We start from the raw sequence: 23,877 nt of genomic DNA on the forward strand, positions 1-23,877 counted from the left end.
AGTCGGCGTCAGCCTCGTCGCGGCCGGCGACCGCACACCCCCGTTCGTCCGTCCCGCAGATGAACGGCAGGGGGCGACGGCGGCAGCTTGTGCGGACAATGCGCGGCGGCCGGCTGCCCCTCCAGATCGCCCCGACCACCCGAACCTGCGAGGGGTGGCGGCGCGCGAGTCGACGTGCTATACCCAGAGGGGGTATCCGGTAACCGGGTCCCCGTCGCACACGCGAGGAGGCGCAGCGATGAACCGAACCGACCGCGCAACGCCGGGCACGACCGAGCCTCCGCCCGTCGAATCCGCACCGCCGGCGCCGCCCGCGCCGCTCTTCATCGTCGTCGCGATCCTCATCGGCGTCGCGAGCGGGTTCGGCCTGCTCTTCAGCGGCTACCCCGAGGCGCTCGGCCCGAACGTGCCGATGACCGCCCTCGGCATCGCCACGCTCTGCTATCTCGCCGCCGCCGTCACCGGGCTGCGCTGGGTCGCCTGGCTCGTCGTCGTGCTCGGTACGCTGCTCGTCTTCGGAGCCGAACTCCTCGACCTGCCCAGATGGGCGGCGCTGGCGGCCGCCGGGTTCGTGCTGCTCGTCGTCGGCCTCATCCGCAGGCCGCGGGCGACGACCCCGCAGGCGATCGCCATGCTCGGCTTCTTCGGCGTCGCCGTCGCCGCGCTCGCCCTCGATCCTCGCGTCGGGCTGGCGCTCGCCGGGTTGGCGCTCGCGGCCCACGCCGGATGGGACGTCGTGCACTACCGCCGCAACGTGGTCGTCGGTCGCTCGCTCGCACTCTGGTGCATGGGCCTCGACCTGTTGCTCGGCCTCGTCTGCGTCGGCATCGCGATCGCCGGCTGAGCGCGGGCGACCCGCACGGCGAAGCGGAGGCGGCCGTGTTCAGCGGGTGGCAGGCACCGTCGCCCGCCAGAACGTGGGCAGCCCCCGCCGGGCGATGAGCCACTCGGCGACGATGAGGTTCGGCACCCAGCAGAGGAACGGCACCGCCGCGTACGCGTTCGCGAACACCGCGTCGAAGTCGAAGGCGCCGGTCGTGAACGGCAGTTGCGCGACGATCAGGAGCGGCAGCCAGAGGCGGAGGGCGACGGCCGCGTAGGTGAGGGCGAAGTTGCGCATCATCCAGGCGCGGTGGCTCGGGACATCCCCTCGCCTGATCGCGCGATACCCGGCGAACCCGGTCGCGAACCACAGCACCGCGAGACCGCCGAAGCCGAACATGCCGACGATGCCCGCGTCGTTGACGGGCGCGATCGCGAGGCCCGCGGCCGCCCCGATCGCGACGGCGACGAGGTACGTGCGCCCGACGGTGCGGTGCACGAGCGGATGCCTCGTGCGGAGCCCCTTCCAGAACTGCAACGGGCCGACGACGAGCGCGAGGCCGCCCGCGACGATGTGCGCGTAGAACGCCAGCTGGATCGGCCACGGCTGCTCGGCGTAGTTGCCGGCGAGGCCGCCCGAGGGCGACTCGGCGAGGGCCCGCAGCGGGGCGGTGAGGTACGGGATCACGGCGAACGCGGCGATGCCGAGCGAGGAGAGGAGCACCCAGGTCCAGCCGATGCGGGCCGGGGCGGTGCGCGGGCGACGGGGTGCGGGCGCGGCGGGCGCGGCCGGTGCGGCCGGGCGGGTGCCGGTGGCTTCGGGGGTCTCGGTGGAGGTCATGCGCCGCACGCTACGACCGTGCGGCGCGGGCGGTCAGGGGGTGAACCCCCGGGTTCGACGTGGGGTCGGCCGGCGTCAGATGACGACGTCGATCTCGTCGTCGGCGTGCGTGCCGACGTACTGCGCGTCGATGAGGATCGGCAGGTGGTCGCTCGATCCGCGCGGCAGGGTCTCGACGCGGCGGATGTCGAAGTCGGCCGAGGTCGCGAAGTCGAAGTGCCCCCGGAAGTACTTGTAGCGCGTGTAGGTGCGGCTGTCGCTCAGCGTGAGCTCGTAGCCCGCGTCGCGCACCTTCTCGGCCAGGTTGTCTTTGAAGACGGGGTAGTTGTAGTCGCCGACCATGAGCGTCGGCAGGTGCGGACCCATGAGCTGGAGCGAGCCGAGCGCCGAGTGGATCTGGTGCCGACGCAGGGAGTTGAGCGCGGTGAGCGGAGCCGCGTGGAACGACGCGACGATGAGCTCGCGGTCGTGCTGCAGGTCGATGAAGCGGGCCCCGAGGAGGCGCTCGTGGGCTGGCCGCAGCACGCGGTCGTGCAGCGACTTCTTGAGGGCGAAGGCGCGGATGCCACGGGGCGTCAGCCGATCGGGCCGGTAGTACATGGCGAGGCCGAGCCGGTTGCCCGTCGTGGAGTGCGCCAGCCGGAGCCGCCCGACCTCCTCGGCGAGGTCGGTGGTGTCGCACTCCTGCAGGCAGAGCACGTCGGGGGAGTAGCGCGAATCGAGCGCCGCGAGCTCTGAGATCGCGCGGTGCTTGCGGAGGTTGTAGCTGATGACCAGCATCGCCTCAGCCTATTCGGTGAAGTTGAACGGTGGCCGTGGATGACGTGACGAATCGCCCGGCCCGCCCCTAGGCTCTGGCCATGCCCTTCCTGTTCAGCATCCTGACGGTCGCCGGCATGGTGATCGCGCTCGTCGACCTCATCATGCGCGACGAGTCGCAGGTCAAGCACCTGCCGAGGTTCGCCTGGATCCTGCTCGTCATCCTGCTGCCGCTCATCGGCACGATCCTGTGGTTCGCCCTCGGGCGCGAGTACTCCTCGGCGGGGCTCGGCGGGTTCACCCCCGCGGGGCGCGCCCACCAGGCCCCGGCCCCTGCACCGCAGCAGAGCGCGCCGCCGCGCCCGTTCGAGGCGCGTTCGACCGAAGAGCAGCTCGCCGACCTCGACCGCGAGATCGAGTACTACGAGCGTCGCGCCGAGCTCGAGCGCCGCAAGCGCGAGCTCGACACGGGTTCGGTCGACTAGGCCGGCGAGGCCGGGCTTTCGGTGTCAGCCCGGATGCCGCGAGCGAAGGTCTGAGCTTCTCTCATTCCTGCGGGGTCGCCTGCGCCGAACCACGGCCTGCGCCCGCTGGGAGGGATCGTGGACGGCATCCATGCTGCGCTGACACTGGCGGCGGCCGAGACGAGCGATTGGGTCGCGTTCCAATCGGGGTTCCTCGCCCCGATCATCGACTTCGGCGTCGTGTGGGCGGTCGTCTGGCTCATCTGCATCGTCGCTGCACGCCTCCTCTCGGCGCTGCCGCACTGGACGGCGACCCCGGTCACCCGCCGCTGGAGCATGAACGCGAAGTGGGTCGGCGGGCTCATCACCGCGGTCGCGGCGGCCGGCTTCGTCGGCGCCGCGGCGCTCACGAGCACCGTCGGGCCGTGGCTGCCGCTCATCTGGGTCGGCATCGTCGCGCTCGCCGTCGCGGGAGTGCTGCTCCTCGCCCACGGCATGGCGACGACCCCGTGGCTGAAGGTCACGGTCATCGGATCCGACGGCTCCTCGAACGACGCGTGGGCCACCGAGGTCACCGTGCGCATGCGCGAGCTCAATGCCGACAACCCGAGCGGCCGCGTCGAACGGCCCGACGGCTCCGACCTCAACGAGCTCGTCACGATCGCCGACCGCACCGAGAACTGGGCGGTCGCCCTCGTCGGCGGCGCCATGTCGATGCTCCTGAACCTCACGCCGTGGAGGCTCGAGGTCACCGTGTTCGACCCCGACTCGGGCGTCGCGCGGCTGCGCCGCAACGGTCGCATCGTCGAGGACGCCTCGCTCGAACTGCCGGCCGCGCCCGCCGACCCGCACCACCCCGGCGAACTGCTCGTGCTCTCGGCCGCGTTCGCCGCGACGAACGTGGCCCGGCGATACCCCGACATCATCGGGTTCTACAACACGCGCGAGTGGCTCGGGCTCGGCCTCATCGGTGTCGCCCGCCGCACCCGCGACGACGACCTCCGCGAGCTCTACATCGCCCGCGCGATCCAGGCCGATCCACGGAGCATCCTCGTCGAGTTCGAGGACGTCTACGAGCGCTACCGCGGCGTCGCCGACCCGCAGAGCCTGCGCGATCTCCTCGACCGCCTCGAGCCGATGATCCAGGTCGCCGCGGTGCTCGCCGGCCGCGACCTCGCGCCGCTCCACGACGCCCGGTTCCGTCCGTGGCACGAACTCGACCGCGCGCCCCGGCGCGACAGCGCCGAGTCCGCGCGCCGCTGGCGGCGGCTCACCGCGCACCCCGAACCGCTGCTGCTCATGCTCCGGCTGCTCGCGTACTACACGATGACCGTGCGCAACTGGCTGATGTCGGGCGACGAGGAACTCGCCGACGACGCGGTGCGCCTCGCGCGCACCGAGCGGGCGATCGGCATCGTCGGCGAGTTCGTCGCCGCGCTCGACGAGATGCCCGCGCGCGAGAAGGATACCGCGGGGCAGGTGCTCGCCCGCATGGAGCAGCGGGCCGGGCTCGGGCTGCTGCTCCTCCTCGACGACCGCGACGCGCTGCGCGAAGGCCGGCCCGACGAACGCTTCGCCGCGCAGCGTGAGATCGCCGAACGCTGGAAGACGCAGGCGATGGCGTCGAGCGAGGTCGAGGTGAAGTACTCGGTCGCCTGCTACCAGAGCCGTCGCATCGCCGCCGGGCGCGCCGAGCTCGCCGCCGAGCTCGCCGACATCGTCGAACGGCTGAGCGGCGTGTGCTGGGTCGAGGAGTACCGCGACCTCGCCGTCGTCGACCCAGAACTCACCCCGCTCGGGCGCGAGCCGGCGCTCCGCGACGCCGTGCTCGCCGACCTGCAGGACGCCTGGCGCATCGACCGCTTCGGTGCGGTGCGCCTGCAGCTCGAGCGGGCCGGGGTTCGGCACCCCGAAGAGCTCGTGAGCCCGGCGGTGCAGCACCGCGTCGTGCAGCGCTCGGGGCTCGACGCCGAGGTCGTCGAGAAGCTCGCCGATGCCGCCGTCATCGTGCGGGCGGCGCTCGGCGCCGAACTCGACGTCGTCGCGATCGACGACGACGGCGACGTGCGCGGCCGCCTGAGCGCGCAACGCGAGCGCTGGGCGAGGCTGCGCGCCGCGCGCTGCCTCGTCGACACCGGTCGGCACTCCACGACGACGCTCCTCGCCGAGGCCGACGAGGACCCGGCGGGCCTCGCCGCCGATGTCGCGACCGCGATGTTCTGGGTGCCCGACGAGGCCGAGCAGCGCGCCGTCGCCGCCTACCTCGACCGGCTCGTCGCGCTCGTGCGTGCGGCGGGCGCGGGCGCCGGCGCCAGCACCGGCGCGACGCCGGCGTCCCGACCGGCCGAGCGCACCGACCTCGTGGTCCCCGAGCTCCACCTCGCCTCGACGAACGGCCGCCACCCAGCCTGAGCGCGCGGCCCGGCGACGCGCGCCTCAGGGGCTCCCGACGGTGAGGCGCACCCCGACGCGGTCGCCGAGCTCGAGCGACTCCGCCGCACGCACCCACGTCTTCACGGGGACGATGTAGCCCCCGTCCTTCGGCCAGAGCGCCGTCGCCCACTCGCTCGCACCGATGCGCACGGTGGCGGGCACCATGCCCCAGCCGTAGCTCACGAGCGGGGCGACGGCGGCGAGCGCCTCGCACTCGGCGGCGGGCACGGTGACGAAGTGCCACGGCGCGGGCCCCCGCCAGAACCACAGCTCTCCGTCGAACTCGAATTCCATCGCCTCAGCCCTCCGGGTTCCAGCGTCGCAGCTTCTCGGGGTTGCGCACGATCCAGACCCGGCTGATCCGCTCGCCGCGCACCTCGACCGCGGCCACCGCGTCGACCGTGCCGCGTTCGCCGAACGCGACGGTGAGCCCGTCGCCGTCGTCGTGCAGCGACCATTCGAGCGCCGCCCCGCGCTGCGCGATGATCCCCGCGAGGAACCGGGACACATGGTCGGGTCCGAGTACCGGGCGACGCGCGGCCGAGACGAGCCCGCCGCCGTCGGAGACGAGCACGACCTCGGGGTCGAGGAGCGACACGAGCGCGTCGAGCCGCCCGGTGCCGGTCGCCGCGATGAACGCCCTCACGACCTCGTCGTGCCGTTCGCGGCTGACGATCCCGGCGCGGCCCTCGTGCACGTGCCGTCGCGCCGACACGGCGAGCTGGCGGCAGGCGGCGGGCGTGCGCCCCACGATCTCTGCGACCTCGGCGAACGGCACCGCGAAGACCTCGTGCAGCACGAACACGACGCGTTCGGCAGGGGTCAACGACTCGAGCACGACGAGCAGTGCCGTCGAGATCGACTCGTCGCGGGCGACCAGGTCGAGCGGGTCGTCGCTCGCGGGCGGTGCGAACATCGCCGCGACCGAGCTCGGCAGCGGCTCGGGCAGCCACTCACCGACGTACGACTCGCGCCGCACACGGGCCGAACCCAGCACGTCGAGGCAGATCCGGCTCGTCGCCGTCATCAGCCACGCGCCGGGGTTCGCGACCGCCTCGCGCGCGCCCTGCGGCATCCTGAACCATCGCGCGTACGCCTCCTGCACGGCGTCCTCCGCGTCGGCGACCGTGCCGAGCATGCGGTAGGCGAGCCCGGTGAGGGCGCGGCGCTCGCGCTCGGGGTCGGGGCGGTCGTCCGGGTCCATGGCCCCAGCCTCTCACCACCCGACCTCACAAAGTGCGGTGCCGCATCGTCGAAGAGATGAGGGCGGGCGGATGCCACGCCTGCGGCGCCCCGCCGCACCGCACCCACACGAGAGGAACGCACTGTGAAGATCGCCGTCGCCGGAGGAACCGGAACCGTCGGACGCCACGTCGTCGATGCGGCGCGCGAGCGCGGCCACGAGGTCGTCGTGCTCGCGAGGTCGACCGGGGTCGACCTCGTCACGGGGGAGGGCCTCGATGCCGCGCTCGCCGGGGTCGAGGCCGTCATCGACACGGCCAACATCATGTCGATCGACCGGGCGAAGGCCGAACGCTTCTTCACCACGACCTCGCGCACCCTGCTCGCCGCAGAGGCGCGCGCGGGCGTCGCCCACCACGTGCTGCTCTCGATCGTCGGCATCGACGGGGTGCCGTACGCGTACTACGAGGCGAAGCTCGCGCAGGAGCGGGTCGTCGAAGCCGGCGGGGTGCCGTTCAGCATTCAGCGGGCGACGCAGTTCCACGAGTTCGCGGGGCAGATGGCGGGATCGCTGCGGTTCGCCGGCGTGCAGTTCGCCGCCCTCATGCGCACGCAGCCCGTCGCCGCCCGCGAGGTCGGGGCGCGGCTCGTCGACGTCGCCGAGCAGCCGCCCGCCGCGGGGCGCTCGCGCGATCTCGCCGGCCCGCGAGAGGAGCAGCTGGCCTCGATGATCCGCCGACTGGTACGTGCGGAGGGCCGGCGCGGGCCCGTCGTCGACGTGGCGATGCCGATGCGGGGCATGCGCGAGATGCGGCGCGGCGCGGCGCTGCCCGGCCCCGACGCGGTGCTCGGCGTGCAGACCTTCGACGAGTGGCTCAGCGAGCGGGAACCGCAGGCGGCGCGCTGACCGGCGCGGCGCCCGACGCCTCGAGGATCAGGGCCCGCAGCGCGTTGCCGCGCTCGGCGAAGCCGCGCTGCTGCCTGACGTACTCGGCCTTGCCCTCGGGCGTCTCGATGCGCACCGGCTCGCCCGCCCACGGCGCCATGTCGTACGGCGACGCGAGCATGTCGAGCAGTCGGATGTCACGGGCGAGCTCGAACGCGTCGAGCAGCAGCTCACCGGGCACGAGCGGGCCGAGTTTCACCGCCCACTTGTAGACGTCCATGCCGGCGTGCAGGCAGCCGGGCTGCTCGAGCTGCGGCTGCGTCTCACGCGTCGGCGCGAAGCGGTTGCGCGGCACCGCGTCGGGTGTGAAGAAGCGGAACGCGTCGATGTGGGTGCAGCGGAGCTCATGCGTCTCGACGACGGCGTCGGTGCCCGCCTGCCCGAGTCGCAGGGGCACCGGGTGCCGGTGCTCGCCCTGCCGGTAGACCATCGCCCACTCGTGCAGCCCGAAGCATCCGAACGCCGCGGGCCGCGACGCGGTGAGCCGCAGCATGCGCTCGACCGTGCCGAGCATCGGCCCCTTCTCGGCCTCCATCGCGGCGCGGTCGACGACGAGCGACCCCGGCTCGGTGCCGGGCGCGTACCAGCGCCACTCGGCTCGCGGCGTCGACGCCGCCTCGGCGAGCTCGACGCCCGCGCCCGGGTGCCAGCGGCGCAGGAGGCTCGGCGAGTACGAGTAGTAGGTGAACAGGAAGTCCCAGACGGGATGCTTCTCGCCCCGGGCCGCCCGATCGCGGTGGCCTGCCGTGAGCGCGTCGGCCCGCTCGGCGTGCGCCTCGGCGCGGGCGCGCCACTCGGCGGCGGGAAGGAGCGTGTTCACCCGTCAAGGGTACGTGTCGGCGGCTGGTGCGAGACTGGGCGCGTGCTGATCGACGAGCTCGTCACCACCTCGGCGGCCGTGGCCGCCACGCGCTCGCGCCTCGCGAAGATCGAGGCGCTGGCCGAGCTGCTGCGCCGCCTCGAACCCGACGAGATCGTGCCCGCCGTCGGGTTCCTCGTCGGCCGACCGCGGCAGGGGCGGGTCGGCGTCGGGTGGCGCGGCGTCGCCGCGGCGAGCGAGGCCAGCGCGCCGGCGACGAACCCGTCGATCACGGTCGGCGAGCTCGACGCCGCGCTCGACCGGATCGCCGCCGCCTCCGGCACGAGCTCCTCGGGCGAGCGCGCCGACGAGCTGCGCGAACTCCTCGCCCGCGCGACCGAGGGCGAGCAACGGCTCATCGCCGGGGTCCTGCTCGGCGAGGTGCGCACCGGTGCCCTCGAGGGGGTGCTCGCCGACGCGATCGCCCGGGCCGCCGACCGGCCCGCCGACGTCGTGCGCCGCGCGGCCATGCTCTCGGGCGACCTCGGCTCCACGGCGAGGCTCGCGCTCACCGGCACCGCCGACGAGCTCGCGGCCGTCGGGCTCGTCGTCGGGCGCCCCGTGCAGCCCATGCTCGCGGCGACCGCGGGCAGCGCGGCCGCCGCGATCGAGCAGACCGGCGAGGCATCCGTCGAGTTCAAGCTCGACGGCGCGCGCATCCAGGTGCACCGCTCGGGTGACGAGGTGCGCGTGTTCACCCGCAACCTCGCCGACATCACGCACCGCGTGCCCGAGGTCGTCGACGTCGTGCGGGCGCTGCCCGTCGACCGGGTCATCCTCGACGGCGAGACCCTCTCCCTCGGCGAAGACGGCACGCCGCGACCCTTCCAGGAGACCATGTCGCGGTTCGGCGCCGAGCACGCGCGCGAGGCGGTGCTGCACCCGTGGTTCTTCGACGTGCTGCACGTCGACGGGCGCGATCTCATCGACGAGCCGCTCGCCGCCCGCCTCGCCGAGCTCGAACGCATCGCACCCGCCCACCGCATCCCGGGTTCGGTCACCGCCTCGCCCGAGACCGCCGAACGGGTCTCGCGCGAGGCGCTCGCCGCGGGCCACGAGGGCGTCGTCGTCAAGGCGATCGGCTCGCCGTACGCCGCCGGTCGACGTGGCGCGAGCTGGGTGAAGGTGAAGCCCGTGCTCACCTACGACCTCGTCGTGCTCGCCTGCGAATGGGGCTCGGGGCGCCGCACCGGCCTGCTCTCGAACCTGCACCTCGGCGCCCGCGACCCCGACGGCGAGTTCGGCGAACCCGGCGGATTCGTGATGGTCGGCAAGACCTTCAAGGGCCTCACCGACGAGCTGCTCCGCTGGCAGACCGCCCGGTTCCCCGAGATCGAGGTGCGCCGCACCGCGAACACGGTGTTCGTCGAACCCGTCACGGTGGTCGAGATCGCGATCGACGGGGTGCAGCGCTCGAGCCGGTATCCCGGCGGCATCGCCCTCCGCTTCGCCCGCGTCAAGCACTACCGCGACGACAAGGGTGCGGCCGAGGCCGACACGATCCAGACGCTGCGAGCGCTGCTGCGGGCGTAGGGTTCGGCGCGGGCGCGCCCCGCCCCTCAGCGCGGCGTGATCTCGTCGACGAAGCCGTGTGCCGCTCGTGCGATCTCGCGCCAGCGAGGCAGGCCGGCCGAGATCGGCACGACCGCCCACTCCCGCATGGGGCGGCCTCGCATCACCATGTTCTCGAGCCCCTCCGCCTCGATGCGCTCGGGGTCGAGCTTCACGACGAGATCGCCGCCCGACGAGACGAAGGCGAAGAACTTGCCGCGCACCGACAGCCCCTCCGAGCCGAACATGCGTCCGAAGGCCACGCCGGGCTCGGCGAGGAGCTCCGGTGCGAGTTCGCCGAGGAGCTCGAAGCCCTCGTCACGAGTCCCCATGTCCCGTGCCTCCCGCTCGTCTGCTCGTCCGCGCGTCATTCCATCGAGATGCCGGTCACCGGCACCCCGGCCCGGTCGTAGACCAGCCCGATCGCGCCGCTCGAGTACGTGCGGGCCGGCCGGGCGAGCGTGAACGAGGCCGGCTTCACCCCGTCGCGGAACATCCGCTTGCCGGTGCCGAACGCGATCGGGTAGACGAACAGGTTCAGCCGGTCGACCAGGTCGTCGTCGAGCAGCGTCTGCAGCAGGTCGCCGCTCCCGATCATGTGGATCTCGTCGAAGCGCGACTTCACTGCGGGCAGCTCGCGGGCCGCGTCGTGCAGCACGGTGGTGCCAGCCCAGTCTGCATCGGCGAGCGTGCGGGAGACGACGAACTTCGGTACGGCGTTGAACTTCTCGGCGATCGGCCCCTGCTGATTCGGCCAGTACGCGGAGAAGATGTCGTAGGTCTTCCGCCCGAGCAGCAGCGCGTCGAGCCGGTCGATGCCGGCCATGATGTCGGCGCCGTTCTCGTCGTCGAGGTACGGCGCCTGCCAGCCGCCGTAGGGGAAGCCGTGCTCCTCGTCCTCCTCGGGCCCGCCCGGGGCCTGGTACACCCCGTCGAGCGTGACGAACAGGTCGGCGGCGATGATGCCCATGGTTCCGCTCCTTCGCATGCCCGGCGGAGAACCCCGGCACCTCATCGGCGGCGGACCGCGGACGCGCCCCGCACCGTCCCCATCATTCGCCTCCGGGACGGTGAACGGAACCCCCTCATCGAGCAAGCCCCGTCGTCGTCCCCGCCACCGACGCCGGTGGAGGATGTCACAGGCCCGGCGTAGCCTGTGCCGCGTGACCGGCCGCGACGCGGCGAGCCGGCGATGAGCGGACGGAGCCATGATGGCGAACCTGGTCGTGCACTTCGAGATCCACGCGAGCGAGCCGCAGCGGCTCGTCGACTTCTATACGAGCCTGTTCGACTGGCGCTTCACGCAGTTCGGCGACTACCCGTACTGGATGATCGAGACCGGCGAGGAGGCCATCGGCAACGTCGACGCCCGCCCCGGGCTCGGCATCAACGGCGGGCTCACGCAGCGCGAGGGGCCGGCGCCGACGGCCGACGCCCCGGTCAAGGGCTGCAACATTGTCGTCGGCGTCGACGACGCCGATGCGATCTTCGCCCGTGCCGTCGAGCTGGGTGCGATCGAGGCCGTGCCGCTGGAGGACACCGAGGGCGTCGGGCGTACCGCGTCGCTCATCGACCCCGACGGCAATGTGTTCGGCATCATCTCACCGGTGATGAGCGACGGCACTCGCGCGATGTAGCCGGGCGGCTCCGACTGTGCCGAGATCGCCCGAGCGTCACCCGACCCGGTCGAAGAAGTCGACGACCAGCTCGGTGACCGCCTCGGGCTGGTCGTCGGTGACGAAGTGTCGCGCGTCGTCGACGAATGCGAGTTCGGCGTGCTCGGCGTACCGCGAGAGGTCGCCGCAGAGCCGCCGAAGACGATCCTCGGTGAACGCGCCGTCGTGGTCGCCGAAGACGAACAGGTTCGGCGGCATGAGCCGCTGCCGCTTGTAGGTGCCCCGCATCATCTGCAGCACGAGGGGCATCACGACGCGTCGGTAGAGCTCCGGGATCGCCGCGTCCAGCCCCGGGCGGGCGTACGGCGAGAGGTACGCGTCGAGCATCTCGTCGCTCAGCCGGTGGGCGATGTGCTGCTCGTCGAACAGCCAGTCCAACGGTGCGCCCGGGCGGTGACGCATGAGCGGCGGGATGTGGGCGAAGTTCGGGAACAGGCTCGGGCTGAACGACATGAACCCCGGCGGCACCGCCATGGTGACCGTCGCACGAACCCGCTCGGGGTGCGCGTACGCGAGCTGCATCGCCGAGATCGCCCCCATGTCGTGGCAGACCACACGAACCCGGTCGAGCTCGAGTGCGTCGAACATCGTGAGGAGGTCGTGCAGCCAGGTCTCCGGTTCGAGTCGGGCGCCGTCGTCCTCCGTCCAGCCGAAGCCGCGCTGGTCGGGGCAGATCACCCGGTAGCCCGCGGCGGCGAGCCTCGGGCCGATCTCCCGCCACTGCCACCAGTGCATCGGAAGGCCGTGCAGCATCACGACGGGTTCGCCGTCGCCGATCATCGCGACATGGCGGCGCAGGCCGGGCGTCTCGACCGCGAAGTGCTCGAACCCCGGGGCGTCGGGGAGGGGCGGAGACCACTCGGGCGGCGAGGCCCGGCGGTTCGTCGGGAGACCGGTGTCGCGGGGTTCTGGCGTGTTCATGACGACTCCTTCGTCGCACTGACTACTATGGTCATAGTAGCACTATGTTCATAGTAAGACGATGTTCACGAGGGCGGACCCTGGAGGCGCAATGACCGCGACCACACGGGACCGGGCGCTCGACGCCGCGATCGAGCTGCTCGGCACCGAAGGCGTGCGCGCGCTCACGCATGCTCGCGTCGACGCGGCGGCCGGCCTGCCCGCCGGCAGCACCTCGAACTGGTTCCGTACCCGTCGTGCGCTGCTCGCCGGGTGCGTCGACCACCTCGCCGAGCAGGAGCGGGCCGACTTCGACGCGTCGGCCGTCACCGCCCCGGCCACGCTCACCCCCGACGAGTTCATCGACGGGCTCTGCCGGGTCTTCGACGTCGAGACCGGTCCGCTCGCCGCGCGCACCAGGGCCAGGTACTCGCTCTGGCTCGAGCTCGGCAGCGACCCCGAACTCGGCGCCCCGCTCCGGCGGCAGCGGCTGGAGTTCGAACGCTGGACGGAGTCCCTCCTCGGTGCCATCGGCATGCCGAACCCCGCGACCGCGACGAAGACCGTCATGGCACTCGGCGACGGGCTGGTCCTGCACCGGCTCGCCGTCGACCCGGGCCTCGACCCCCGCCCGCTCATCGAACGGGCGATCCGCTCCCTGATGATCGACGCGGAGTCCGCTCCCGGCAGGGCCTCGACCGAGTCATAGCGGATTCATCGCAGGCGCACAGCGCACGCCGACCGATGGCCGCCAAGCTGGCGCCACCGGAAGGAGCCGACCATGACCACGACCGACCGCGAGCACGACGGCACGCGAGACACCGAGACCGCACCCGACCCGCGCTGGCTCGACGCCGACGGCAACGAGATCGACGAAGACCACCGCGGCCTCGTCTACGACATCCGCACCCTCGTCGACCGCCGCAAGGCGCTCGGCATCTTCGGCGGCATCGGCCTCACCTCCTTGCTCGCGGCCTGCTCGGCCGACACCGCAACCTCGGCGGCGTCGCCGAGCGCGGCGGCATCGACCACCACGCCGAGCTCGACGGCGACGCCCGGCGCGAGCGCCGAGGCATCCGGCCCGGTGAGCGAGGTGCCCGACGAGACCGGCGGTCCCTACCCGGCCGACGGCTCGAACGGCGTGAACGTGCTCGACGACTCGGGCATCGTGCGGAGCGACATCCGCTCCTCGTTCGGCTCGTCGACGACGGTCGCCGAGGGCGTGCCGCTCGAGATCGCGCTCACCGTGCGCGACGCCGCGACCGGCAGGGCACTGGTGGGGGCGGGCGTCTACCTCTGGCACTGCGACCGGGGCGGCGACTATTCGCTGTACTCGCCGGGGGTCGAGAACGAGAACTACCTGCGCGGCGTGCAGGCCGCCGACGAGACGGGCACGGTGCGGTTCACCTCGATCTACCCCGCGTGCTACTCGGGGCGTTGGCCGCACATCCACTTCGAGGTGTACTCCGACGTCGACAACGCGGTCGCCTCCGGGCCGATCGTGAAGACCTCGCAGATCGCGCTGCCCGAGGAGATCAACGCCGTCGTCTACGCCACCTCGGGGTACGAGCAGAGCATCCGCAACGCCTCGCAGGTGACGCTCGCGGGCGACAACGTGTTCGGCGGCGACGGCGGCATCCACCAGATCGCGAGCATGTCGGGGTCGGTCGCGGCCGGGTACACCGCGTCGCTCACGATCGGGGTCTGATCGGGTCGTCGGTGCGAACAGGGATGCCCCGGGCTGCAGGTGCAGCCCGGGGCATCCGGCTCGTCGTCGCTCAGGCGGTGCGACGACGGCGCACGAGAACCAGTGCGACACCTGCGGCGAGCAGTGCCGCGGCGCCCGCGATCGCGGCCGTGAGGCCGGCGACGCCGGTCTCGGCGAGGTCGCCCTCACCGCCGGGGCCGGGGCCGGGGCTCGGGCCGTGCGGCGCGCCGGCAGTGTTCGTCACGGTGACGAGCACGTCCGCATCGGCACTGATCGTCACGGTTTCGGGGGAGAAGCTCGGTTCGCCCCATTCGACGCCGTCGATCTCGGGCAGGTCGACCTCCGTGAACGAGACGACGGTGCCGGCCGGGAGGTCCTGCGGGCCCTGCGTCACGGTGCCGTCGGCGAGCACGACGACGGTGCCCGTCTGCGCCGCGCCGTCGAGGTCGTAGCGGTACTCGACCGTGAACTCGGTGCCGGAGGGCACGGCATCGGCCAGGTCTCCCTCGACGACCTTCGCGAGCGAGAAGCCGCCGTTCGCGAGCACGTTCGAGCTGGTCGGGTTCGTCACCGTGACGAGGGTGTTCGCGTCGTCGGCGATCGTGACCTGCTCGGGGCTGATGGTCGGCGTGCCCCACGCGACGCCCGGGATCACCGGCAGGTCGATCTCCTCGAAGTCGACGACCGTGCCGACGGGAAGGTTCTGGGGGCCGTCGACGACGGTGCCGTCCGCGAGCAGGGTGAGCTCGCCGGTGGTCGTCACGCCGCCCAGCTCGTACGAGTACTTCAGCGTGAACTCGGTGTCGGCGGGCACGTCGCCGGCCAGGGGGCCGGTGACGGCCTTCGCCGCCGAGAAGCCGCCGACCTGCTGGCAGCCGAGCGGTCCGCCGCCGGTCCACGGGTAGTTGTGCAGCTCGTTCCCTGCACCGCGCGTGGTGAGGTCGCCGCCGACGTGCACGCGGCCGTTGGTCGACGCGGTGATGTCGGCGTCGGCCTGCGGGGCGAGGATCGAGCCCATGAACTGGCTCGTGCCGCCGATGAGGAGCGACGGCGCGTCGGAGAAGTTCCAGAGGATGCGCGAGGCGGCGTTGCCGAACCCGGGAGACGTGAGGTCGTCGACGCGGACGCCGTCGATCGCGAAGTAGTTCGGCGAGAAGGCCACGTCGTCGGTGCCGGTCACGTTGATGACGATCGGGACATCGGCGGGCAGCGCGGTGAAGTTGACCTCGGTGATCGCCGAGATCGCCGCCGTGTCGAGCGTGAAGACCTGGGGGTCATCGCCGGGCGTGCCGACGAACTGCACCTGGTTGCCGGCGACGAGGCCGGTGCCGGTCGCCGGGTACCCTGCGATCTCGGCTGAGGTGTCGCCGATCACCGTCTGGAAGTCGGCGTTCGGGTCCATCGCGGCCGTCTGGCCGAGACCGGTCGACAAGCCGGCACCATTGGTGACCACGGTGCCGGTCGCCGTGCCGCCGACCTTCACCGCGCCGCCGCCTGTGATGTTCGCGCCGACGTCGAGCACCGTGGTGGCACCCACGACGAGGTCGCCGCCGACGGCGAGCATGGTCTCGCCGCCCGCCGGCACGATGCCGGAGCCGGCGCCGACGACGCCCACGTTGAAGACGCCGCCCGCGGTCTTGTCGAAGGTCGCGTTGCCGCGGACCAGCAGCAGGCCCTCGGACTCGGCGGCGCTCGAGGTGGCGAGGAAGTCGCCGCCGGCGTAGACGGCGACGTTCGAGTCGGTGTAGGTCGGCAGCGGGCCGATCGGGGGAGCCTCGCCGTCGGGCGGGCAGATCGGCAGTGGCTCGGCGGCGTTCGCGGGGGCGGCCGGCGTGGCGGCGGTGATCGCGACGGCGCCCAGCAGGGCGAGTCCGGTGATGGCGAGCAGGCTCGTGAACGAGCGCAGGCGCGCGCGCGGAGGAACGGTGGCGCGGGAGTGCATGATCGGGTTCCGTTTCGGGGGCTGAACGGGCGGGGGAACGAGTGGGTGCCGAGGGGTCGACCGTATCCACTCAATCAGAGAGACGCAGGAAGTGCCGGATCATGATGCGATTCGACGACATTTTTCAGGATCCCTTCCGAATGCGCCCGGCTGTAGCAGTTCCGCCGAGCGAAGGTCGCATGTAAGGTAAGCATTACCTAACTCGCCTGACCGGAGGAGTCCCGTGGCCGCCAGCAACATCGCCGTCACCCATGCGCCGAGCGGCGTCGTCGAGGTGGAGGTCTCCGATGCCGTGCGCATCTCGCCGCACTTCGTGCGCCTCACGGTCGCAGGAGAGGGGCTCGCCGACTGGAGGCACCTCGGCTTCGACCAGTGGTTCCGGCTCGCCGTGCCGACCGCGGGCGACACGCGCTTCGACAACCTCGCCGACACCTTCGACATGGCGGGGTACCTCCGCTACCTGATGCTGCCGAAGGCGACGCGGCCCGTCATCCGCAACTACACCGTGCGCGAGTTCCGCCCGGCCTCGCTCGAGCTCGACATCGACTTCGTCGTGCACGGCGACGCGGGCGTCGCGGGTCCGTGGGCGGGCGGTCTGCCACTCGGCGCCTCCGTCGCACTGATCGACCAGGGGTGCGGATTCCGCGAGGCCGACGCCGGGCGTGCCGACCACATCCTGCTCGTCGGTGACGAGAGCGCGCTGCCCGCGGTGCTCGGCATCCTCCGCGACCTCCCGCGCGACGCGCGGGGGCAGGCGATCATCGAGGTGCCGGATCTCGCCGACCGCCAGCACGTCGACGGCCCCGAGGGGTTCGACGTGCACTGGATCGTGCGCCGGCCCGAGCAGCCCGCCGGTCGTGCCGCGCTCGAGCACCTGCCGGAGCTCACGCTTCCCACGGACTCGGTGTACGCCTTCGCCGCGGGGGAGTCGAAGCTCGCGACGGGAGCCCGCCGGTTCCTCGTGGGCGAGCGCGGCATCCCCAAGCGCGACATCAGCTTCTGCGGCTACTGGCGCGCCCACTGACCCGGCCGATCCACTGCGGCGTAGGCTGCGGAGATGGAGGCTCCGTCCAGCACCACGCTGGTCGTCGTCGGAGATGAGACGGCGAATGCCATCCATGTGCTCGAGGGCTTCGCGAACGTCCGCGCCGGGTCGCTGCCCGCCGCCTCCGACGCCGACGTCGCCCGCTGGTCGTCGAGCTCGGCCGCGCCGTTCGTCGTCCACGACCACGACCCGCTCGCGCACGTGGCCGCGGCCTGGGTCGAGTTCTTCGACGACCTGTCGACGTACGGCGTGCTCGAGCTCGAGATCGCGCGGGCGCTCGAGGCGGCCGGGCGTCACGACCTCAACATCCCCGACTACTACGTCGTGATCCATCCCGAGAGCCTGCCCGTCACCTGGAAGCACTGGTGGCTCGGGGTGATCGCGAGCGCGTCGCCGCGTCGCGTCATCCCGTGGCCCGCGGCCGATGCCTCGCTCGCGCAGTTGCTGCGACGCCTGCCCGTCGCCCGCGCCTGGCCCGAGGTCGACGCCTGGTTGCCGTCGGTCGCGGCGGCCGTGCCCGACCGCATCGGGCTCGGCTGACGGCGACGGCGCGGTGGCACGTCACTCGGCCGCGGCCCTGGCGTACCGTTCCGAGTAGGTCAGCAGGACCGTTCGCAGTTCGGGCGGCGACTCGACGGTGAAGTCCATGCCGAGCATCCCGATGTACGCGGCGATCGTCTCGAGCGTGTCGGCACCCGTCACGAGCACCGATCGGTGCTCGTCGACCGGCTCGACGACACCGACCGCGTGGTTGATGCGCGCGAGCACCTCGTCGGCCGACGCGGCGATGCGGAGGCGTGCGTGCACGTTCCAGCCGGTCGCGGCGATCGTGCGCATGGCGAACGCGGTCGCGTCGCCGCCGGGCACCGGCTCGGGCTCGAAGCGTCGGCGGGTCGGCATGCGCGGTTCGATCCAGTCGACGCGGTAGGTGCCCCAGTCGCCGCTGCGCGGGTCGCGTGCGACGAGGTGCCAGCGGCGCTGCCAGCTCAGGAGGCGGTACGGCTCGACGAGCACGGGCTCGCCGCGGAAGTCGAAGCGCAGCCACTCGACGTCGCGGATGGCCGCGGCCACCGCCTGCAGGACGGCGGCGTCGACCTCGGGGTCGGGGGCATCCGTGCCCGTGTTCTCGGGCGCCCGGTCGACCGTCTCGTGCAGGGCCGCGACCGTGGGGCGCAGGCGCGAGGGCAGCACCTGCTCGAGCTTCGCGAGGGCGCGACCGCTCGACTCCTCGATCCCGGCGATGCCGGTGGCGGCCCGGAGCCCGACCGCGACGGCGACCGCCTCCTCGTCGTCGAGCAGCAGGGGCGGCAGCTTGCCGCCCGCGCCGAGGCGATACCCTCCCGTGCTGCCGCGGGCGGCGTCGACCGGGTAACCGAGCTCGCGCAACCGTTCGACGTCGTTGCGGATCGTTCGCGTGGTGACCGCCAGTCGTGCGGCGAGCTCGGTGCCCGTCCAGTCGGGGCGCGACTGCAGGAGCGAGAGCAATGCGAGGAGGCGTGCGGCGGTGTCGGACATGGTTCGATTCTCTTCGCTCATTAGGAACGGAACGTGCCTATATGAACCGTAGCGTCGAAGACATGAACACGACCACCGCTTCCACCGAGATCCGTCCCTTCCGCGTCGAGGTCGCCCAGGCCGAGCTCGACGACCTGCAGGAGCGCCTCGCGCGCACCCGCCTCCCGCAGGCCGCCCCGGTCGACGACTGGGACGCAGGCACGCCGAACTCCTACCTCCGCGAGGCCGTCGAACGCTGGCACGGCGGCTTCGACTGGCGTGCCGTCGAGGCGCGCATCAACGAGTTCCCGCACTTCACGACCGAGGTCGACGGGCAGCCCATCCACTTCATCCACGTGCGCTCGCCGCACCCCGGTGCGACGCCGCTGCTGCTCGCGCACACCTACCCCGGGTCATCCGTCGACTACCTCGACGTGATCGGCCCGCTGGTCGACCCGGTCGCGCACGGCGGCCGCGCGGAGGACGCCTTCGACGTCGTCGTGCCGGATGCCCCGGGCTTCGGCTTCTCGAACCCCGTCACCGAGCCGGGGTGGACGACCGCCAGGGTCGCCCGCGCCTACGACGAGCTCATGCGGCGCCTCGGCTACAGCGAGTACGGCATCCACGGCTCCGACAACGGCGCGCTCGTCGCGCGCGACCTCGGGCTGCTGAACCCCGAAGGATTCCTCGGCCTCCATGTGCTGCAGCTGTTCTCGTTCCCCTCGGGCGACCCGGCCGAGTTCGAACGTCTCGAACCGCAGGACTACGCGGGGCTCGAGCACATGCAGTGGTTCCAGTCGGTCGGCGGCTACAACACGATGAACGCGAGCCGCCCGCAGACCGTGGCGGTGGGCCTCAGCGATTCGCCGGTGGGCCTGCTCGCCTACAGCGAGCTCTTCAACTCCTTCGGCAACGGCACCTCGCTGGTGCCGCTCGACGCGATCCTCACCGAGGTGAGCGTGAACTGGTTCGCGAACGCGGCCGCCGGCATGAGCCGGGCCTACCTCGACAACGCCCGTGCCGCCGCCGCGGCCGAGGCTGCGGGGGAGGAGCCGCAGGTCAACGCGGCGCCCACGGGGGTCGCGGTCTTCGCCGACGACTTCCAGACGATCAGGGTCTTCGCCGAGCGCGACAACTCGAACATCGTGCACTGGAGCCGGTTCGAGCGGGGCGGCCACTACGCGGCGCTCGAGGTGCCCGAGCTCGTGGTCGGCGACATCCGGGCGTTCTTCGCGGGGCTGCGCGCAGCGGACTGAGGTCGGCCCGAACACGGCGAAGGCGCGGACCCGAAGGGGTCCGCGCCTTCCGCGAGGTGCGAGCGGCCGGTCAGGCGGCCTGCGGCGCCTGCGCGTGCTCGGTGGCCCAGTTCAGGGCGTACTCGGCCACTTCCTCCCAGCCGTCCTGGCTGACGATGCGGTGGGTGCGGCCGGCGAACTCGCGGAGCTCGACGATCGCGGGGCTGCCGGTCGAGGTGTACTTCTTCACGATCGCGCGGCCGATGGCCGGCGGCACGACGTGGTCGATCTCGCCGGTGATGACGAGGAGCGGCGCGCGGTCGGCGCGGGCGTAGTCGACGTGGGTGACGCCGCCCTTCTCGTTGATCGTCGAGGCGACGCCCTCGAAGAACACCCGGTTGTACGAGTTCACCGCGAACTCCTCCCAGAGGCGGTCGGATGCCTCGCGGCCGAGGTCGTTGCCGAAGGTGAAGTGGAAGTGCGCCTTCGAGAGGGGCTTCGCGCCGTTCTTGTCGAACGGGTTCGCGAGGATCGGGAAACCCGTGCGGAGGGTCGATGCGGGCAGCGTCGTGATGCCGGCGGTCTGCCCGGGCTCGACGCCGACGTACGCGGCGCCGAGGCCGCGGTCGGCGAGCAGCTGGGTGATGACGCCGCCGAAGGAGTGGCCCATGATGATCGGCTTCTCGGGGAGCTCGCGGATGATGCGCTCGTAGTGGTCGGCGATCTGCTTCAGGCCGATGCCCTTGAGCGCTTCGGGGTTCGAGCGGATGTCGGCGACCTCGCGGTCGTCGATGCCGGGCCAGCCCGGGACGATGACGCGGTGGCCGCGGGCCCGGAAGTACTCGGCCCAGGTGTCCCAGCTCTTGGGGGTCATCCAGAGTCCGTGGACGAGGACGATGGTGGCCTTCTCGTTGTTCGCGCCGGTGGTGTTCATGGTTCCTGCTCCTTCTGGTGGGCGATCCTCTGATCGCTTCGAGTTGTGAAGTAGAACGATCGTTCTATCTCTTTCTATTCCCAGAAGATACGCCCATGGCGTAGCGGATGTCAAGCAAAAAGAGAAAGATCGTTCTATCATCTTTGCTATGGCTGTACGAACCACTCCCACCGGCGCCTCCGCGGCGCGCGAACGGCTGCTCCAGACCGCGACCGAACTCTTCTACCGCGAGGGCATCCACGCCGTCGGCGTCGACCGGATCATCGCCGAGGCCGGCGTCACCCGCGCGACCTTCTACCGGCACTTCCCGAGCAAGGAGGACCTCGTCGAGGCCTACCTCGGGGTCGAAGACCGTGGCATCCGCGCCGCCTTCGCGGCCGCCGAGGCCTCGGGCGCCGAACCCGCGCAGCTCGTCGGGCTCGTCATCGAGGGCCTCGCCGACGACGTCGCCCGCAACCACACCCGCGGCTGCCCGTTCATCAACGCCGCCGCCGAGTACCCCGACCCCGGCAGCGGCGTGCGCCGTGCGGTCGGCGAGCACCGCGAGTGGTTCCGCGGAGAGCTCGAGACGGTGCTCGCCGCCGCGGGCGCCGACGCGCCGCAGCAGACCGCAGCAGAACTCGTGCTCCTCCGCGATGCCGCCATGGTCGGCGGCTACCTCGACGGATGGGAGCGGGTGCGCCCCGCCTTCATCGACGCGGCCACCCGGACCGTCGGGCTCGCGGACGACTCCGCCCCGCGGTAGCGTGCCGGAGTGGCGCAGGGCGAACTGATCAGCCAGGACGAGGTCGACGAACTCGGCCGCGAGCTCCTCGGCCGGGTCCGGGGGCGCGTGCTCGAGATCGGCGCGGGCGAGGGCGAGAACTTCGGCGCCTTCGAGCTCGGCGTCGAATGGGTCGGCCTCGAACCCGACCCGCGGCGCCGCTCCGAACTCGCCACCCGCGGCCGCGAATGGGGGCACCCGGCGGCGCCGCTCGACGCGGTCGCCGAACGCATCCCGCTGCCCGACCACTCGGTCGACGCGGTCGTCGGAACCTTCGTGCTCTGCTCGGTCACCGACCAGGCGGCCGCGCTCGCCGAGGTGCGCCGCGTGCTCGTGCCCGGCGGCCGGGTCGTCTTCGTCGACCACGTCGCCGCGCCGACGGGCACGCTCAAACGGGCGGTGCAGCGGGTCGCGACGCCGATGTCGAAGCGCTGGTGCCACGGATGCCACTGGGACCGGGAGACCGAGGCCGCCCTCCTCGCGGCGGGGTTCACGGGCGACGACGTGCGTCGCGTGCGTGCACGCTCGCTGCCGTTCGGGCCGGTGCCGATCCTGCTCTTCTCAGGCCGGGCGCCCTGACCCGCCCGTCCGCTGGTCGAGGAGCGCCGACGCGAAGCGGCGACGCGTCTCGAGACCTCGGTCGGCAGGCCTCGATACGCTCCTTCGACGCTACTCGAGCACCGATCCCGCGGCCGCCGCGGCATCGATCGCCGCGCGCGCGAGCATCGTCGACCCGGCGACGGCGGCGGGCATCGAGATCACCGCGCCGAGCGGCACCATGAAGCAGAGCTGCGTCGCCACGCCGAACCCGAACAGCGAGGCGCGTCGGCCACGGAGCATCCGCCGTCGTGCATCGCCGTGCACCCCGCGCGCCGCGAATGCGCGCGAGGTGAGCTCGGCCGCGAGCAGCCTGCCCGAGAGCACGACGCCGAGCACCGGCCCCACGAAGGCGCCGACGAGCGGCACGAGCCCCGCGAGCGCGACCCCGATCGCGATCAGCGCGCCCGTGCCGATGAGCACGAGCGAGTCGCCGACGGCCCGCCAGAATCCGGGGCCGTGCTCGGGCACCTCGCCGCCGAGCTCGGTCTCGACGGCGTGCCAGATCTGCTCGTAGAAGGGGTCGCCGACGGCGAGGGTCACCGCGGTGAACGTGACCGCGGCGAGCACGACGGCCGCCGCGAGGATGACTGCACCGATCGCGCCTCGCACGAGTCCGGGCCACGGATCGGGCCAGCCGGAGGCCCACGGCGTCAGCCAGTCGGTGAAGGAGGGCAGTCCGAAGCCGAGCCCGACGAGGGCCGCGACGACGAGGAGGAACACGATCGCGGCGGGGATGAGCCCGAGCAGCATCACCCGCGGGCGCTTCGCCCAGAACGCGAAGCCGCGCACGAGCATCCGTACGCCCGAGAAGAAGCCGTCGATCACCCGCCCAGCCTAGGCTGAGCGGGGTCGGCCGACGGCCGGTCCGACCACGGAGGTTCCATGATCACGACGCACGAGGTGCGGCTGGGCGACGGTCGCGTGCTCGTCGCCCACGATGCAGGGGCGGATGCCACGGGCGCGCCGACGCTCGTCTGGCACCACGGTTCGCCGCAGACGGGCGCCCCGCTCGACCCGGTCGTCGCTGCGGCGGCGGCACGCGGCATCCGGCTCGTCTCGTACGCCCGGCCGGGCTACGGCGGGTCGACGCCGAACCCGGGGCGCGACGTCGCCTCGGCGGCGGGCGACGTCGTCGCGGTCGCCGATGCGCTCGGCGTCGGCCGCTTCGCGTCGATGGGCGCCTCGGGCGGCGGGCCGCACGCCCTCGCGGGCGCCGCGATGCACCCCGATCGCGTGCTCGGCGTCGTCTCGCTCGCCGGCATCGCGCCGTTCACCGAGGCGTTCGACTGGTTCGACGGCATGCGCGCGCCCGGGGCACTGGCCGCGGCGCGCGCGGGTGGCCGCGCGGAGCGGGCGCGCTTCGCCGAGACGGAGGAGTTCGACCCGCTGCAGTTCCTGCCGGTCGATCTCGCCGCCCTCGAGGGGCGGTGGGCGTCGCTCGGCGCCGACGCGGGGCGGGCCGGTGCGGAGGGGAGTGACGGGCTCATCGACGACGACGTCGCGTTCGCGAACCCGTGGGGTTTCGAGCTCGCCGAGGTCGCGGCGCCGGTGCTGCTCGTGCAGGGCGAGGGCGATCGGGTGGTGCCCCGACGGCACGCCGCCTGGATGGCCGCGAAGCTGCCGAACGCCTCACTCTGGATGCGGCTCGACGACGGTCACGTCTCGGTGCTCGACACCGTGCCCGACGCCATGGACTGGCTCCTGGACCGCGTGGGCTGACGAC

Annotated in this window: 26 protein-coding genes; 14 read left to right on the forward strand and 12 right to left on the reverse strand. The window is 72.4% G+C overall.

The window, feature by feature from the left end:
- The first annotated feature begins 238 nt into the window (after positions 1-238).
- The gene (locus ACFVTX_RS08250; protein ID WP_386899113.1) at positions 239-844 is read left to right on the forward strand and encodes a hypothetical protein; all 606 of its coding nucleotides are present in this window, start codon (positions 239-241) and stop codon (positions 842-844) included.
- A 39-nt stretch (positions 845-883) separates the two neighbouring features.
- Here ACFVTX_RS08250 and ACFVTX_RS08255 read toward each other — a convergent pair whose 3' ends face one another.
- Positions 884-1,663 (reverse strand): DUF2306 domain-containing protein, encoded by a 780-nt coding sequence (locus ACFVTX_RS08255; protein WP_386899114.1) that lies wholly within the window; start codon positions 1,661-1,663, stop codon positions 884-886.
- A 75-nt stretch (positions 1,664-1,738) separates the two neighbouring features.
- Positions 1,739-2,443: an endonuclease/exonuclease/phosphatase family protein gene (locus ACFVTX_RS08260; protein ID WP_386899115.1), complete on the reverse strand. Its 705-nt coding sequence runs from the start codon at positions 2,441-2,443 to the stop codon at positions 1,739-1,741.
- Positions 2,444-2,523: 80 nt separating this feature from the next.
- On the opposite strand from ACFVTX_RS08260, the gene ACFVTX_RS08265 reads away from it, so the two are divergent.
- Together ACFVTX_RS08265 and ACFVTX_RS08270 are read left to right on the forward strand one after the other, a co-directional pair.
- On the forward strand, positions 2,524-2,907 hold the full coding sequence (locus ACFVTX_RS08265) for a PLDc N-terminal domain-containing protein (RefSeq protein ID WP_386899116.1): 384 nt from the start codon (positions 2,524-2,526) through the stop codon (positions 2,905-2,907).
- A 117-nt stretch (positions 2,908-3,024) separates the two neighbouring features.
- Positions 3,025-5,298 carry a hypothetical protein gene (locus ACFVTX_RS08270; protein ID WP_386899117.1) on the forward strand — a complete coding sequence of 758 codons (2,274 nt, stop codon included), beginning with the start codon at positions 3,025-3,027 and terminating at the stop codon, positions 5,296-5,298.
- A 24-nt stretch (positions 5,299-5,322) separates the two neighbouring features.
- Here the strand turns inward: ACFVTX_RS08270 and ACFVTX_RS08275 are convergent, their stop codons facing one another.
- Both ACFVTX_RS08275 and sigJ read right to left on the reverse strand, forming a co-directional pair.
- Complete coding sequence (locus ACFVTX_RS08275; protein ID WP_386899118.1) at positions 5,323-5,613, reverse strand: DUF1905 domain-containing protein; 291 nt, start codon at positions 5,611-5,613, stop codon at positions 5,323-5,325.
- Positions 5,614-5,617: 4 nt separating this feature from the next.
- The gene (gene sigJ / locus ACFVTX_RS08280; RefSeq protein ID WP_386899119.1) at positions 5,618-6,523 is read right to left on the reverse strand and encodes an RNA polymerase sigma factor SigJ; all 906 of its coding nucleotides are present in this window, start codon (positions 6,521-6,523) and stop codon (positions 5,618-5,620) included.
- Positions 6,524-6,646: 123 nt separating this feature from the next.
- On the opposite strand from sigJ, the gene ACFVTX_RS08285 reads away from it, so the two are divergent.
- On the forward strand, positions 6,647-7,408 hold the full coding sequence (locus tag ACFVTX_RS08285; RefSeq protein WP_386899120.1) for an SDR family oxidoreductase: 762 nt from the start codon (positions 6,647-6,649) through the stop codon (positions 7,406-7,408).
- Here ACFVTX_RS08285 and ACFVTX_RS08290 read toward each other — a convergent pair.
- The gene (locus ACFVTX_RS08290) at positions 7,377-8,267 is read right to left on the reverse strand and encodes a 3-methyladenine DNA glycosylase (protein WP_386899121.1); all 891 of its coding nucleotides are present in this window, start codon (positions 8,265-8,267) and stop codon (positions 7,377-7,379) included. The genes ACFVTX_RS08285 and ACFVTX_RS08290 overlap by 32 nt on opposite strands.
- A gap of 42 nt (positions 8,268-8,309) precedes the next feature.
- Here ACFVTX_RS08290 and ACFVTX_RS08295 point away from each other — a divergent pair, with 42 nt between their 5' ends.
- Positions 8,310-9,839: an ATP-dependent DNA ligase gene (locus tag ACFVTX_RS08295; protein ID WP_386899122.1), complete on the forward strand. Its 1,530-nt coding sequence runs from the start codon at positions 8,310-8,312 to the stop codon at positions 9,837-9,839.
- A 26-nt stretch (positions 9,840-9,865) separates the two neighbouring features.
- Here the strand turns inward: ACFVTX_RS08295 and ACFVTX_RS08300 are convergent, their stop codons facing one another.
- Both ACFVTX_RS08300 and ACFVTX_RS08305 read right to left on the reverse strand, forming a co-directional pair.
- Positions 9,866-10,189 carry a hypothetical protein gene (locus tag ACFVTX_RS08300; RefSeq protein ID WP_386899123.1) on the reverse strand — a complete coding sequence of 108 codons (324 nt, stop codon included), beginning with the start codon at positions 10,187-10,189 and terminating at the stop codon, positions 9,866-9,868.
- 35 nt (positions 10,190-10,224) lie between these two features.
- The gene (locus tag ACFVTX_RS08305) at positions 10,225-10,827 is read right to left on the reverse strand and encodes a dihydrofolate reductase family protein (RefSeq protein WP_386899124.1); all 603 of its coding nucleotides are present in this window, start codon (positions 10,825-10,827) and stop codon (positions 10,225-10,227) included.
- Positions 10,828-11,068: 241 nt separating this feature from the next.
- Here ACFVTX_RS08305 and ACFVTX_RS08310 point away from each other — a divergent pair, with 241 nt between their 5' ends.
- Entirely contained in the window at positions 11,069-11,494 is a 426-nt protein-coding gene (locus ACFVTX_RS08310) for a VOC family protein (RefSeq protein ID WP_386899125.1), read from the forward strand.
- 36 nt (positions 11,495-11,530) lie between these two features.
- On the opposite strand, the gene ACFVTX_RS08315 is transcribed toward ACFVTX_RS08310, so the two are convergent.
- Positions 11,531-12,454 (reverse strand): alpha/beta fold hydrolase, encoded by a 924-nt coding sequence (locus ACFVTX_RS08315; RefSeq protein WP_386899126.1) that lies wholly within the window; start codon positions 12,452-12,454, stop codon positions 11,531-11,533.
- Positions 12,455-12,545: 91 nt separating this feature from the next.
- Here ACFVTX_RS08315 and ACFVTX_RS08320 point away from each other — a divergent pair, with 91 nt between their 5' ends.
- Complete coding sequence (locus ACFVTX_RS08320; protein WP_386899127.1) at positions 12,546-13,142, forward strand: TetR/AcrR family transcriptional regulator; 597 nt, start codon at positions 12,546-12,548, stop codon at positions 13,140-13,142.
- Between the two features lie 72 nt (positions 13,143-13,214).
- Positions 13,215-14,141, forward strand: coding sequence for an intradiol ring-cleavage dioxygenase (locus tag ACFVTX_RS08325; protein ID WP_386899128.1), 927 nt, complete (start codon positions 13,215-13,217; stop codon positions 14,139-14,141).
- 70 nt (positions 14,142-14,211) lie between these two features.
- Here the strand turns inward: ACFVTX_RS08325 and ACFVTX_RS08330 are convergent, their stop codons facing one another.
- Positions 14,212-16,083: a choice-of-anchor A family protein gene (locus ACFVTX_RS08330; RefSeq protein WP_386899129.1), complete on the reverse strand. Its 1,872-nt coding sequence runs from the start codon at positions 16,081-16,083 to the stop codon at positions 14,212-14,214.
- 223 nt (positions 16,084-16,306) lie between these two features.
- On the opposite strand from ACFVTX_RS08330, the gene ACFVTX_RS08335 reads away from it, so the two are divergent.
- Together ACFVTX_RS08335 and ACFVTX_RS08340 are read left to right on the forward strand one after the other, a co-directional pair.
- Positions 16,307-17,107: a siderophore-interacting protein gene (locus ACFVTX_RS08335; RefSeq protein ID WP_386899130.1), complete on the forward strand. Its 801-nt coding sequence runs from the start codon at positions 16,307-16,309 to the stop codon at positions 17,105-17,107.
- A gap of 33 nt (positions 17,108-17,140) precedes the next feature.
- Positions 17,141-17,668: a hypothetical protein gene (locus ACFVTX_RS08340; RefSeq protein WP_386899131.1), complete on the forward strand. Its 528-nt coding sequence runs from the start codon at positions 17,141-17,143 to the stop codon at positions 17,666-17,668.
- Between the two features lie 21 nt (positions 17,669-17,689).
- Here the strand turns inward: ACFVTX_RS08340 and ACFVTX_RS08345 are convergent, their stop codons facing one another.
- Positions 17,690-18,643 (reverse strand): helix-turn-helix transcriptional regulator, encoded by a 954-nt coding sequence (locus ACFVTX_RS08345; RefSeq protein WP_386899132.1) that lies wholly within the window; start codon positions 18,641-18,643, stop codon positions 17,690-17,692.
- A gap of 62 nt (positions 18,644-18,705) precedes the next feature.
- Here ACFVTX_RS08345 and ACFVTX_RS08350 point away from each other — a divergent pair, with 62 nt between their 5' ends.
- Entirely contained in the window at positions 18,706-19,878 is a 1,173-nt protein-coding gene (locus ACFVTX_RS08350) for an epoxide hydrolase family protein (protein ID WP_386899133.1), read from the forward strand.
- A 70-nt stretch (positions 19,879-19,948) separates the two neighbouring features.
- Here the strand turns inward: ACFVTX_RS08350 and ACFVTX_RS08355 are convergent, their stop codons facing one another.
- On the reverse strand, positions 19,949-20,791 hold the full coding sequence (locus ACFVTX_RS08355) for an alpha/beta hydrolase (RefSeq protein WP_386899134.1): 843 nt from the start codon (positions 20,789-20,791) through the stop codon (positions 19,949-19,951).
- Between the two features lie 148 nt (positions 20,792-20,939).
- On the opposite strand from ACFVTX_RS08355, the gene ACFVTX_RS08360 reads away from it, so the two are divergent.
- The gene (locus tag ACFVTX_RS08360; RefSeq protein WP_386899135.1) at positions 20,940-21,536 is read left to right on the forward strand and encodes a TetR/AcrR family transcriptional regulator; all 597 of its coding nucleotides are present in this window, start codon (positions 20,940-20,942) and stop codon (positions 21,534-21,536) included.
- A 9-nt stretch (positions 21,537-21,545) separates the two neighbouring features.
- Entirely contained in the window at positions 21,546-22,133 is a 588-nt protein-coding gene (locus ACFVTX_RS08365) for a class I SAM-dependent methyltransferase (RefSeq protein WP_386899136.1), read from the forward strand.
- Between the two features lie 90 nt (positions 22,134-22,223).
- Here ACFVTX_RS08365 and ACFVTX_RS08370 read toward each other — a convergent pair whose 3' ends face one another.
- Positions 22,224-22,979: an EI24 domain-containing protein gene (locus ACFVTX_RS08370; RefSeq protein ID WP_386899137.1), complete on the reverse strand. Its 756-nt coding sequence runs from the start codon at positions 22,977-22,979 to the stop codon at positions 22,224-22,226.
- Positions 22,980-23,036: 57 nt separating this feature from the next.
- Here ACFVTX_RS08370 and ACFVTX_RS08375 point away from each other — a divergent pair, with 57 nt between their 5' ends.
- Entirely contained in the window at positions 23,037-23,873 is an 837-nt protein-coding gene (locus tag ACFVTX_RS08375; protein ID WP_386899138.1) for an alpha/beta fold hydrolase, read from the forward strand.
- Positions 23,874-23,877 lie beyond the last annotated feature (4 nt).

It is taken from the genome of Agromyces sp. NPDC058136 (assembly GCF_042884375.1).
In the GTDB taxonomy this organism is placed as follows: Bacteria; Actinomycetota; Actinomycetes; order Actinomycetales; family Microbacteriaceae; genus Agromyces.